We start from the raw sequence: 11924 nt of genomic DNA on the forward strand, positions 1-11924 counted from the left end.
CACCGTCAAGACGGTCAACCGGCCGAATGACGCGTATGGGTTCGCGACCCGCGCTGGAAAAGGTCGCCACCGACCTCGCGGGAACCGGACCCCGTACACCGGGTCGTAGCCCTGGTCGGCGATCAACTCCCGTGCCGTGTCGGTGAGTTACCGACCTTTTCGGCTTGCCTTCGGGTGGTGACGTTGGGTGATCCCTGCGGTATGCCGGTGTTATGCAGTACGCGGATGGTGGGGGCCTGACCGCTGAGCGGCGGGCTGCGCGTGAAGGGATCCGGCTGGAGGCCGGGCAGAGGTTCGCACGAGGTGACAGGACTTCGGTCATCGCCGCGGACCTGCGGGTGAGCGAGCGTCCGGTGGAGCAATGGCGCCGGGCCTGGCGTGAAGGCGGCATGGAGGGTCTGAAGTCGAAAGGACGCGCGAAACTGCCGAAGCTGTCGGCCGAACGGTTCGCCCTGCTGGAAGAGGAGCTGGCCAAAGGGCCGGCCGCGCATGGCTGGGAAGACCAGCGGTGGACACTGGAACGCGTCAGAACGCTGATCGGCCGCCAGTTCAAGGTCAGTTGCTCGATCGCGGGAGTGTGGCGGCTCCTGCACCGCCACGGCTAGGTCGTGTCTGACAAATGATCTCTGCGAAGCTTCGGTGTCCGAGGCCGTAGGAGGGGTCATGGGGATTGAGCTGGAACTGCACTCTGGGCGACCGACGCGAAAGGGGTTGTCCCGGGACACCTTGCTGCGGAGCTCTTACGAGCACGGTGAAGCGTTGGCGAGAGTGCTGAACGCGCTCGACCGGCATGACTCGGGCAAGCTCGGCTGGGTGGATCCGTACGGCGACACGCTGTTCAACGAACAGGAAGCCCAAGTCGCCCGCCAGGAAGTCACCGCCCTGACACAGAGGTGTACTGACGACCAGCAGACAGCGGCTCTGCTCGACCTTGCCGAGCTTCTCGACGCCTGTGTGGCGACGCCGGGCAGCTACTTGTGGTTCATGGGTGACTAGGGTCCGTCTTCAAAGATCATCGGATGATGGATCATGGCGGGGTGATACGTCGTCATGAACTCACCGATCAGGAGTGGGAGTTGCTCGCTCCGCTGATACCGCGGGCCGCGACGGGCCGGCCGCGGGTGGAAGACCGGCAGGTCGTCAACGGGATGGCCTACAAGATCCGGACCGGGATCTCCTGGCGTGACCTGCCGGAACGCTACGGCCCCTGGCGGACCGTCTGCACCCGCTTCCGCCGCTACGCCCTGGACGGCGTGTTCACCCGAGCTCTCGAGCAGATGCAGGCCCGCGCGGACGCGGCCGGCGACATCGACTGGCTCGTCCAGATCGGCTCCACCATCGTCCGCGCCCACCAGCACGCCGCCGCCACCGGCCGAAATGGGGGATCCACCGGCCGGACGAACCGGACGATCACGCCCTCGGCCGATCCCGAAGAGGCTTGACCACCAAAATCCATCTCGCCTGCGACGGCAAGGGACGCCCGCTCGCGCTTTTGCTGACACCCGGCCAACGCCACGACAGCATCTGCGCACGTCCCCTCCTGGAATGCATCCGGGTCCCTCGCACCGGCCTTGGACGACCCCGCAGCAGACCCGACCAGGTCGTCGCGGACAAGGCCTACAGCTCCCGCGGCTTCCGCACGTACCTGCGACGACGCGGTATCGCGTGCACCATCCCGGAGAAGAGCGACCAGCAGCGACACCGCCACAGCCGCGGCCGCCACGGCGGCCGGCCACCGGCGTTCGACCGGCAGATCGACCGCCGACGCAACATCATCGAACGCTGCTTCAACCGGCTCAAAGGCTTCCGCGGCATCGCCACCAGATACGACAAGACCGCCACCTCCTACGAGGCAGCGGTCAGTCCCGCGTCATTCCTGCTCTGGGCAAGATCCGTTTGAAGACGGACCCTAGTTCGAGGTGCGGCTCGACTCATCGATAGCCTGCATCACCATGATGCGCGCTTGGATCCTGCCGATGCTGCTTGTGCTCAGCGGCTCAGTCGTCGCGACTGGGCAGATCTTCAAGGGGAGCCCCGGCACAGCCGCAGCACTCCTGCTGGCGTTCCTCGCGCTCGCCGGCGTCAACTCGCCCCTGATCTTCCCAAGGTCGATCGGCGCGCTGGAGGCACAACGCCGCAGCGCGGTCGACGGCCGACCGGTCGTCTTCTGGCGACCGGGCTGCAAGTACTGCATACGACTGCGCGTCCGGCTTGGCCGCAGAGCCCGCCAGTTGCACTGGGTCAACATCTGGCGCGACCCGGCAGGAGCCGCAACGGTGAGGGCAGCCAACGACGGCAACGAGACCGTGCCGACCGTCGTGGTGGCGGGCCAGCCACACACCAACCCCGATCCCGAGTGGGTGCGCGAACAGCTCTCCCCTTCCGCGTGATCAGAAACCGCGCCCTACGGGAGAGGCACCCGCAGACACAAGCGGACAGAGGTTAAAAGACAAGCTCAGAAGCCGTATCTCAACCGAACTGGATCGTGTGATTCCTGCTGGTCAGGCATGGTTTCGCTCGGAGTGAGGGAAGCATGCGACGTCTTGTGTCCGCTTGATGGTCGAGGGTGCGCGGTGGCGTCGGTGCTGGGAATGTTGGAGGAGCGGGAGGCGGCTGCCCGGGTCCGGGTGGAAGGGCTGCGGGAGGAAGTCGCGCGGCTGACTGAGGTGTTGGAGGCCGCGGAGATCGAGCTGGACTGGCGGGTGATCGCGTGGGAGGAGCTGGTCGAGGCCCTGGCTGTCTCTGCGGCTGAGTCCACTGCCGTGACCGGGGCCGGGGCGGAGCGGGAACACGTGTCCTCTCCCGTGCCGGGCTCGACGGTGCCGTCCTGGCGGGACGGGTTGCCGGTGACGGTGCTGGCGCCGGACTATCAGCGGCTTCTGGGTGTGCTGGAGGAGGGGCGATCAGCGGGCAGAGGGCCGCTGAAGGCCAGGGAGATCGCGGTAAAGCTGGGCTTGGAGACAACGCCGGCGAAGGTCGAGGGGCTGCGCTCGAAGGCCAGGCGTCTGGCGGAGCGCGGGGGGCTGGTGCAGGAGTCGTCAGGGACATTCAGCGCTGTCCGGCGGTCCGTGGCCTTGCCAGACGCCGGCCCATCCGCGTGATCATCGACCATCGGCTCATCGCTTCGCTGGTAGCGGGCAGAGTTTCGTAATCCCTCGCCAGGCGGCGGGAGTTCATCAGCCATGCGAATGTGCGCTCTGCCACCCAGCGCCTGGGCAGCACCACGAATCACTTGATGTCGTCGGTGCGCTTGACGATCTGCAGGGTGAAGGCGAGTTTCTGCCGGCACCAGTCGACAAGGTCGCCGGTGTAGCCGCCGTCGGCCCAGACGAGGGTGATGTCGCGGTGCAGGCGGCGCAGCCGGGTCAGCAGGCCCACGGCGGCGTCCCGGTCGCCGATGTTCGCGGCGGTGACCGCGACGACCAGGAGCAGACCGAGGCAGCCGGTCACGATGTGCCTCTTTCGGCCCGGCACCTTCTTCCCGCCGTCATAGCCGCGTGAGGCGGCCGGCACGGTCGCGGCGGCCCGTACCGACTGCGCGTCGATGATTCCGGCCGTGGGCCCGGCATCACGGCCCTCGCGCTCACGCACCCGACCGCGCAGCCGGTCATGGAACTCGGTGATCAGCCCGTGCTCGCGCCAGCGGCGGAAGAAGGCAGCAGGAGGTACGGACCGGACGCCCGGGACTGGACGGGAGGGGACGAACTGGCCCCGGGCTTGATCCACTGTGACGCACCACGAAGGTCAGGGGCTTCGGCCCCGAACGGGGGCGAGGGCGGCCCACCCGGCGTAAGGGGCAGTCCGGTCGGTCACGCTCGGCGATGCGGCATCTAAAATGCCGTTCGGTGCACTGCCGCACTGCCACACCTCAACAACACACTGAAGGCACACCGGATCGGCCCCGCAAGGGTCGGTGGCGTGTTGAAAAACCAAGCTGACTGGTGAGCCGTGAGCAGCCCGGGGGACGTCGAAGCTGCCGCCTTTCCCTGCATGTCAGGCCAAGACAGGAAAGCCACTTGACTGATCTGCAATTCGTAGTGCTCGGGCCGATGCGAGGGCGCCTGGGATCGAGCGATCTCCCCTTGGGCGGACCGAGGCAGCAGGCCATGCTCGCCGTTCTCCTGCTCATGCGTCCGGGTCGGCCGGTCGGGGCCGCGGACCTCATCCACGGCATCTGGGGGGCCAAGGCGCCCACCACGGCCCTGAGCACGCTGCGCACGTTCGCCTGGCGCTTGCGCAAAGCACTGGAGAGCGACCGGGCCGCGCCCAGCGTTCTGGTCTCCCACGGCGACGGCTACCGTCTGATCCTGCCGGCGGACTCGGTGGACGCGCTCCGGGCCGAGAAGCTGGCAGCGCAGGCTGAACAGGCCGGCGTGGCGGGCCGGTCGGAGGAAGCACGCGACCTGCTGAACGACGCGCTGGCGCTCTGGGAGGGGGACCCGCTGGCCGGTGTGCCCGGCCCGTGCGCGGAGTATCACCGTCAGCGGTTCAGCGAACTGCGACTGATCCTGCTCGAGGAGCGCATATCCCTCGACCTGGAACTCGGCAAGGCGGCTCGCTGCGTGCCGGAGCTCACGAGCATCACTGCACAGGACCCTTTCCGGGAGCGCTCCTACGGCCTGTTGATGCGCGCCTTGTACCAAACAGGGAGACAGGCGAAAGCGCTGGCCGTGTTCCGATCCGCGCGGCAGACGTTGATCAACGAACTCGGCGTCGAGCCCACCGCCGAACTGCAGGATCTGCACCGACGCGTCCTCGACGGCGATCCCACCCTCGTGCCGAGTGCCGCCGCCCTCGAACCGCCCGGGGTCGCGCAGCCCGCCCCGGCCCCGAGCCGCGCCCGGGAACAGCAGTCAGCCGCTCCGGCGCTGCCCCAGCCGGCACAACTCCCGCCCGACGCGGTCGATTTCACCGGGAGGACATCCCTTGCTGCGGACCTGTGCTCGGCTCTGACGGATCCCCGCCGTCAGGCTCTCGCGATGGTGAGCGTCGTCGGCATGGGCGGCGTGGGAAAGACGACGTTGGCACTCCACGTCGCACACCGAGCGCGAGCCTCCTTCCCGGACGGACAGCTCTTCGCCGACCTGCGAGGCAGTGACAGCATGCCGGCAGACCCGGGGACGGTGCTGGCCGGCTTCCTCACCGCCTTGGGCATCGCCCCCCAAAGCCTGCCCGACGACATGGAGGCCCGGGGCGCGCTGTTCCGGTCGGCTGTCGACGGACGCCGGTTGCTCATCGTGCTCGACGACGCGAAGGACGCTGCCCAGGTGCGCCCGCTGCTGCCAGGCTCGGCGGGCTGCGTCGTCCTGGTGACCGCCCGGCGCCGGTTACCCGGGTTGCCCGCCGCGTTGCAGTCCGACCTGGAGGGCTTCCGCCCCTCCGAGGCCATCGAACTTCTCGGCCGGGTGATCGGTGAGGACCGGGTGGCCGCCGAGCGGGACGAGGCCCTCGCTCTGGCCGACGCCTGTGGATTCCTGCCACTGGCGGTGCGGATCGTCGCCTCCCGGCTGGCAGCCCGGCCCAGATGGACCATCCGAAGCCTGAGCGACCGTCTGGCCGACGAGCAACGGCGCATCGATGAGCTGCGCGTCGGCGACCTCGCCGTCGAGGCGACTTTCGAGCTGGGCTACAAGCAGCTCACCCCGGAACAAGCCCACGCTTTCCGGCTGATCGCCGCCGTCGACGGCCCGGCGGTGCCCCTGGCATGGGCCGCCGCTCTGCTGGGCGTGCCCGTCTTCGAGGCGGAGGACATGCTGGAGTCCCTGGTCGACGTGGCCATGCTGGAATCACCCGGCGCGGGCCGCTACGGCCACCACGATCTGCTGCGCGTCTTCGCCCGGCGCAAGGCCGAGGCTGATCCGCTCGCCACGGCAGAGGCCGTCGATCGTCTCCTGGACCATCTCCTGGCCACAGCTTGCTCCGCGTTTCAACAGGCGGTTCCCGGAGACCCCATGCGCGGTGCCCTGCGGTCCGCCCAGTCCTGCGGTCTGTCCCTGAGCAGCGCGGCCGAGTCACGTGCCTGGGCGGCGAGCGAGGGCGAGAACGTCTATGCGTTGGCGGAGCGGATCACCCGGGTCGTTGCGGACGACGGGCCGCAGGAGAGCCATTGCACGAACGGGGCGCCCGTCGTCGGCCAGGTCGTCGACCTGCTCATCGCGCTGAGCCCGTTCACCGCGGACATCCGGATGAAGCTGTCCGTGAACACAGTGCGAGCCCTGGCGGAGGCGGCCGCCAGGGCAGGAGACCGCAAGGTGGAGGGCCGGGCCCGGTTCCTCTGCGGCCACATTGCGTTGAGCCAGTCCCGACTCGTGGAGGCAAGGGGCGAAGCTCTGCTGGCGGTGCAGGCCTGCCGTGAGACGGGCGATGCCTTCATCCTGCGCCAGGCGCTCAACGACCTGGGCCTGGCCTGTGCGCTGGCGCTCCGCCACGAGGAGAGCATCGAGTACTACGAAGAGGCCATAGCCATCGCCCGGGAGCTCGGGCACCGTTCGGGAGAGGTCGTCAGCACGGTCAATGTCGCCCTCGCGCGCATCCGCTCCGGCCAGGCGGACGAAGCGGTGCGGATCTGCCAGGACGTCCTTGCCCTGCTGACGACCTTCCGTGACGAGGCGGGGGAGGCATTCGCCCGCTATGTTCTCGGCCTCGCGCACCACGAGCTGGAACGGTATGAGGCGGCGGCCGCCGATCTGACCGCCTGCCTGGATCTCTGTGTCGCCATCGGCCTGCGCCGACGTGAGGCCCAGGCGCGGTTCCGGCTCGCCGACGCCCTGCGACTGCTCGGTCGTCCCGTGCAGGCGGCGGAGCAGGCGCAGCGGGCCCTGCTGGGGTGCGAGGAGTTCGGTGACCAACGCGATCAGGCCAACGCGCTGGTCGTGGCCGGTCGGGTGTACATGGATCAGGGCCGGTCGGGCGACGCCCGTGCCGTCCTGGAAGGGGCACGGGACCTCTACCTGAGGCTGGGACTGCCTGACGCCGACACGGTCGCGTCGCTGATCGACGAGCTGGCGGCCCCGGCAGCCGGGGCTCGCCGTCGCCCGCTGAAGGGGCAAGGGCATGACGACCGCCTGCGACGCTCTGCAGGGGGCGTCCGCCCGGCCCGCGATCGCCACGGGACGCAGGGCGGATGAGAGCCGCACTTCTCTCGCGGTGCTCACGTGGTGATCGGTTGTTGATCGCCGCTAGCCACCATCGGATCGACGGCAGGCCGCACGTGCCTGTGCTGTGCGAAGGGGAACGACTGATGAGCAAGTACATGCGCGGACGCATCGATCACCGCGGGCTGGGTCTGGCCGCGGCCGGCCTCGGACTTGTGGCGGTGCTGGGACTGGTCGGGGTGGCGCAGGGCAGCCCTCGTGGCATGTCTGCGTGTCCGGCGTCCCAGGCCGAGGGCAACCAGTCCGAGGACACCCAGCCGGGGGGCAACGCGCTCGGGGACAACCTGTCCGGGGACAACCACTTCGGGGACAACCGCGAGAGATGGAACAGCACCGGGTCGTGACGGGTCGTGAGTGCAGCTCCCTGTTGCGAGTCAGCAGCACAGCTCGGCGCGCGGCGTCCGGGCCTCCGCCTCTCGCGCGCCTCGTTCCCGGACGAGCAGGGTGCGAGGCGTGGTCCGGCCGGCTGCAGGGTCCGCGCGTCCTCCTTCCGGTCTCGCTGCCGGAGGGAGACCCGCGCAGGACGCCGTGCCGACAGTGGTCCGCACCGCGTCCTGCAGGACGTCTGCGCCACGCAGGCTCCGTCAAGTTCCGTGCTTGCGTGGAGGGTTGACGATCAGGCCGGTAGGGGCGGATGGCAGAGCAGGCACGGGGATTCGTGATCATTATGGTGTCGAAGCCAGATGATCACGAGGACGTCCCGTGGCTGCTGTTGCAGCTTCCCCTATCCCTGCCTTGCTGGAGAAGCTGGGGCCGCTGGATGCGGACCGGATCGCTGACCTGGGCCCCTACCTCGAATCGGTTCCGGATCCGCGCTCACGCCGGGGCCGGTGGTACTCGCTGACGGCGATCTTGCTGATGTGTGCTTGCGCGCCGTCTGCGGTGCGAAGAGCATCGATGAACTCGCCGAGTTCGGCGAGCGGGCCACGAACTCGCTGCTGGCATCCCTCGGGGTACGCCGTCACCTGCTCTCGGCGGTCACCCACGACCGCGTCGCCACCGATTGCCCAGGTCGAAGTCGGTGCGAAGACCAACGAAGTGCGCCACTTCAAACCCCTGCTGGCACCGCTCGACCTCGCCGACACCGTCGTCACCTTCGATGCCCTCCACTCGGTGAAGGCCAACATCACCTGGCTGGCCGAGACGAAGAAGGCCCACTACATCGCCGTCATCAAGACCAACCAGCCCACCGCCTGCGCCCAACTCGCCGCCCTGCCCTCGACCTCGATCAAGGGGTCCAGCACACCGCCTCCGCCACTGCCCACGGCCGCCGCGAGTCCCGCTCGATCAAAACCTGCGCTATCGCCGACAACCTCGGCGGCATCGCCTTCCCCCACGCCCACCTCGCCATCCGGGTCCACCGCCGCCGCAAGCCCACCGGCCGGCCCGAACCCCGCGAGAACGTCTACGCGGTCACCAGCCTCGCCGCCCATCAAACCCGCCCCATCGACCTCGCCGCCGCCATTCGCGGGCATTGGGGAATCGAAAATTCTTCCCACTACATCCGAGATGTCACGTTCGCTGAGGACGCCTCGACCATTCACACCGGCACTGCACCCCGCGCCATGGCCACCATCCGAACCTCGCCATCGGCACCCTGAAGATCCTCGGAGCCGACAACATCGCCAAGACCACCCGCGCCATTCGCCACGAACCCGAACGGGCACTCGCCACCCTGGGCATCACCAACAACCCAGACACTCACGGAACTTGATCAAGCCCTGTGCGCCACGGCCGACGGTGAGCGCGAGACCGCCGCGGGGACACAGAACCGGCGCAGTCACAGGATCGACCGGGTGTTCTTCACCAGAGGGAAAGCGGTGAGAGTCACAACAGCCGGCCGTCCGGACCGCCGGCAGCTCGAAGTAGCTCCGCATTCCGGGACCGCGTTCTCCGCATCGACGCCTCCGGCTTATCCGACTGTCGGTTCCGGTTCCCTTGCCCGGATTCGCTCCAGCTGGCTTCGGCGGGACATCGAATCACCCCTTCAATTCATGCGAACGCATCGCGGTCGCGGCGGTCGGATCGTATCGGCGCGTTCTCGCACCACATTCGGGTCCCGAGCGCGGCGCCCAATTGGAAGCGGTTGTCCACACCGAGCCGGTTCATCAGGGAGCGCAGCATATTGGTCACGGTACGGGGGCTGACCCCGAGCCGATGCGCGGCACTCACGTCGGTGTGACCCGCCAACAGAAGCGAGATGAGTCTGAGTTGGTGCTCATCGAGCACAAGGCGCTGTGAGGAAGCCGGTCGGGGCATCGTAGGGGGCAACCGGCGCGGTCGATCGTCCATGGCCGTCACATCACCTCTTCCTGGTGCAGCCGTTCACTCGACAACACTCTCAGAGCCCGATCACCGTCTGATCACTGACTGCGCAGCCTCGATCTATGTTCCATGGACGCGCGCCGCAGCCCGCACGCCGGCATTCCGTATCCCGAAAGCGCCGCGACCGCCTTCGCCTTGATTTGCGGAATACAGAAAGTGGTCTTGCTGCCGCCGCCGGGCAATGCCTAACGTTACGGCCGTCCCGATCAGTTCGATCAAGGAGGAAGATCATGGCAAAGCACGCCGCAGCCCTGCGTCCGCGTCTCGACAAGGTCAAGCCGAAGGACAACTGAACAGCGGTGAATTAGTGTATGCCGCCACCTTCGGGTGGCGGCATAGCCGCTTGACGCAAGTGAATTTCCGAATGGAGGGCTGTTGTGCATCAGTTCACGACGGTGGACGGCCCCGTACCCGTCATCAGCATGGTCGACGAGCGGCTGAGTACGACCACCATCTGCCTGGCGTCGAAGTACGGTTCGCGACTCGACCTCGAGGGTCAGTGCGGGCTCGCCCATGTGCTGGAGCACGTGCTGATGTCGGCGCCCGTCGGGGCCGTCCCGTCGCTGAGCGAGTACGTCGAGCGGCTCGGCGGTCACGCCAACGCGGAGACCGGCCTTGACCGCATGCTCTTCTACGCGCAGACGGATCCCGACGACGCCGAGGAGATCGCCGGCCTGCTCCATCAGGCGGTTCTGCAACCGCGGTGGAGCGAGGACGTCCTCGAACAGGAGAAACGGTCCGTCTTCCAGGAACTGGCCATGGCCGCGGCCGATCACAGCGACGTCGCGCAGGACGCGTTCCTCGCGCGGTTCTTCCCCGGACATCCCATGGGGCGTCCGGTCGCGGGGACGAAGGCCGATGTCGAGCGGTGTGACACGGCGTCGGTCGCCGCCGCCCACGAGGAGCGGATGCTGACCGCCGCACTGTCGGTGATCGTGGTGGGTCCCAGAGTGCCCAAGTCGGTCGACCCCGTGGTGGCCGGCATCGACCAGCGCGTCCTGGCGGCGATCGGCACGGCGCCGGCGACCGTGCCGCCCTCGCCGGCGCCGCTGCCGTTTCAACCGGTGCGCTGGTCCACGGAGTTCACGTGGCTGTGCGTGGGCGCGCGCTCGGTGCCCGAAGGCGATCCGCACAGGCATCGCTTCGACGTCCTCGCCCAACTGCTCGGTTCGAGCCCGTCATCGCTTCTGTACCGCCGGCTGCGCGGCGAAGCGGGACTCGCCTACACCTTCCACGCATGGAACCGCGGCTATGCCGACACCGGCGTGTGGCGGGTCCTGGCCGGTGTGGAGCCGGGCAACGGCGACGCGGCTCTGGATGTGATCCGCGCAACGCTCGACGAGGTCGCGACGAAGGGCCCGGCACCCGACGATGTGGCCTCCGCACGCCGCCAGACCCGGATGCGGATCCTCACCTCCATGGACACCCCGCTGGACTGCGCCCGCTTCCTCGCCCTGCGCGCCGGCGGACTCGGTTCCTGGTCGCCCGCCCAGGAGGTCGCGTCCATCGACGCGGTGACGGCGGACGATCTGCGCAGCGCCGCCGTGCAAGTCCGGGACGGCCTGCGGGTCGTGGGCAGTCCGGTGGCCCTGTGAACACGACGGACCACTACCTGGAGCGAGCCCGACGTGCCGGTCTGCTGGACGAGGTCCGCGGGCACCGGTACGTGGCCGATCAGTACGACGACCCGTTCACCGCACGCCCTCAGGTCCTGGTCGAGTACTCCGACCCGGGGCTGGCCGAGGATGCCGAGGCGCTCGGTGAGCTCTGCGACCTCGTACGGAAGCGCCACACGGCTGCCGAGGCGGTTCTGCTGCGCGTGTCGGACGGCGTTCCGCTGCCGGAGCCCTGGCGTCCCCGTCTCACCTACATCCGCCACGACCGCTCCACGGACGTCACCACGCCACGCTCCAGCTCCAGCTCCAGCTCCAGCTCCAGCTCCAGCTCCAGCTCCAGCTCCAGCTCCAGCTCCACGGTGAGCGTGCGTCCCGCCGTCCCCGACGACGACGCGCGCGTCCACGCCTGGCTGGTGCAGGCGTACCGCAACGCCTACCCCGGCCACGAAGTGGACTCCCAGCACGACCTCATCAGGGCGGTGCTGACGGATCCGGGCCGTCTCTCGTTCATCGCCCACGTCGCGGGCGCGCCCATCGGGCACGGAACGGTCCTGACCGGCGAGCGGGACGAGGTCACCGGCGAGGCGTTCGCCGAGCTGGTGGACATTCTCGTCGACGACGCGGAGTACCGGCGGGAAGCGACCTCGGCGCTGGTCGCCGCCGCCGTGCAGGCCACTGCCGGACGGCGTCTGTGCGGGCACGTGGTGCACCCCCATGAGCCGGAGCCCGCCCGTCATGCGGCCAAGGTGCTCCAGACGCTGCTGCGCACCGGCTGGTCGATCGACCACGCCTTCTGGGAGCGCGCGTGGTGACCCACGAAGGGACAGAC

Annotated in this window: 11 protein-coding genes and 1 pseudogene; 10 read left to right on the forward strand and 2 right to left on the reverse strand. The window is 68.6% G+C overall.

Translation table 11 applies throughout. The features are described from left to right. Positions 1–212 precede the first annotated feature (212 nt). From OHS82_RS01400 to OHS82_RS01420, 5 genes and pseudogenes are all read left to right on the forward strand, one after another. Positions 213–602 (forward strand): annotated as a pseudogene (locus OHS82_RS01400) (winged helix-turn-helix domain-containing protein); the annotation flags it as partial. Between the two features lie 61 nt (positions 603–663). After that, positions 664–996, forward strand: coding sequence for a hypothetical protein (locus OHS82_RS01405; protein WP_328433054.1), 333 nt, complete (start codon positions 664–666; stop codon positions 994–996). 44 nt (positions 997–1040) lie between these two features. Then, positions 1041–1900, forward strand: a protein-coding gene (locus OHS82_RS01410; protein WP_443061826.1) for an IS5 family transposase whose coding sequence is annotated in 2 segments (ribosomal slippage) — positions 1041–1407 and positions 1407–1900 — 861 coding nt in all. Because the reading frame shifts where the segments join, the coding sequence is not laid out codon by codon here. Between the two features lie 52 nt (positions 1901–1952). Beyond that, entirely contained in the window at positions 1953–2390 is a 438-nt protein-coding gene (locus tag OHS82_RS01415) for a glutaredoxin domain-containing protein (RefSeq protein ID WP_328433056.1), read from the forward strand. Positions 2391–2573: 183 nt separating this feature from the next. Beyond that, positions 2574–3101, forward strand: coding sequence for a hypothetical protein (locus OHS82_RS01420; RefSeq protein WP_328433057.1), 528 nt, complete (start codon positions 2574–2576; stop codon positions 3099–3101). Positions 3102–3228: 127 nt separating this feature from the next. Here the strand turns inward: OHS82_RS01420 and OHS82_RS01425 are convergent, their stop codons facing one another. Further along, on the reverse strand, positions 3229–3726 hold the full coding sequence (locus OHS82_RS01425) for a transposase (RefSeq protein ID WP_328433058.1): 498 nt from the start codon (positions 3724–3726) through the stop codon (positions 3229–3231). Between the two features lie 380 nt (positions 3727–4106). Between OHS82_RS01425 and OHS82_RS01430 the strand changes: the two genes are divergently transcribed. From OHS82_RS01430 to OHS82_RS01440, 3 genes are all read left to right on the forward strand, one after another. Then, a complete protein-coding gene (locus tag OHS82_RS01430; RefSeq protein WP_328433059.1) occupies positions 4107–7127 on the forward strand; it encodes an AfsR/SARP family transcriptional regulator in 3021 nt (1006 codons plus the stop codon). A gap of 113 nt (positions 7128–7240) precedes the next feature. Next, complete coding sequence (locus OHS82_RS01435; RefSeq protein ID WP_057575132.1) at positions 7241–7498, forward strand: hypothetical protein; 258 nt, start codon at positions 7241–7243, stop codon at positions 7496–7498. A 516-nt stretch (positions 7499–8014) separates the two neighbouring features. Beyond that, positions 8015–8755, forward strand: a complete 741-nt coding sequence (locus OHS82_RS01440; protein WP_242432997.1) for an ISAs1 family transposase — start codon at positions 8015–8017, stop codon at positions 8753–8755. Positions 8756–9146: 391 nt separating this feature from the next. Here OHS82_RS01440 and OHS82_RS01445 read toward each other — a convergent pair whose 3' ends face one another. Further along, entirely contained in the window at positions 9147–9446 is a 300-nt protein-coding gene (locus OHS82_RS01445) for a LuxR C-terminal-related transcriptional regulator (protein WP_079041001.1), read from the reverse strand. A gap of 410 nt (positions 9447–9856) precedes the next feature. On the opposite strand from OHS82_RS01445, the gene OHS82_RS01450 reads away from it, so the two are divergent. Together OHS82_RS01450 and OHS82_RS01455 are read left to right on the forward strand one after the other, a co-directional pair. Next, positions 9857–11074, forward strand: a complete 1218-nt coding sequence (locus tag OHS82_RS01450) for a M16 family metallopeptidase (RefSeq protein ID WP_057575126.1) — start codon at positions 9857–9859, stop codon at positions 11072–11074. Further along, positions 11071–11907, forward strand: a complete 837-nt coding sequence (locus tag OHS82_RS01455) for a hypothetical protein (protein WP_328433060.1) — start codon at positions 11071–11073, stop codon at positions 11905–11907. Before OHS82_RS01450 ends, OHS82_RS01455 begins: the two co-directional genes overlap by 4 nt. The last annotated feature ends 17 nt before the right edge of the window (positions 11908–11924 follow it).

Source organism: Streptomyces sp. NBC_00425 (assembly GCF_036030735.1).
Lineage (GTDB): Bacteria > Actinomycetota > Actinomycetes > Streptomycetales > Streptomycetaceae > Streptomyces.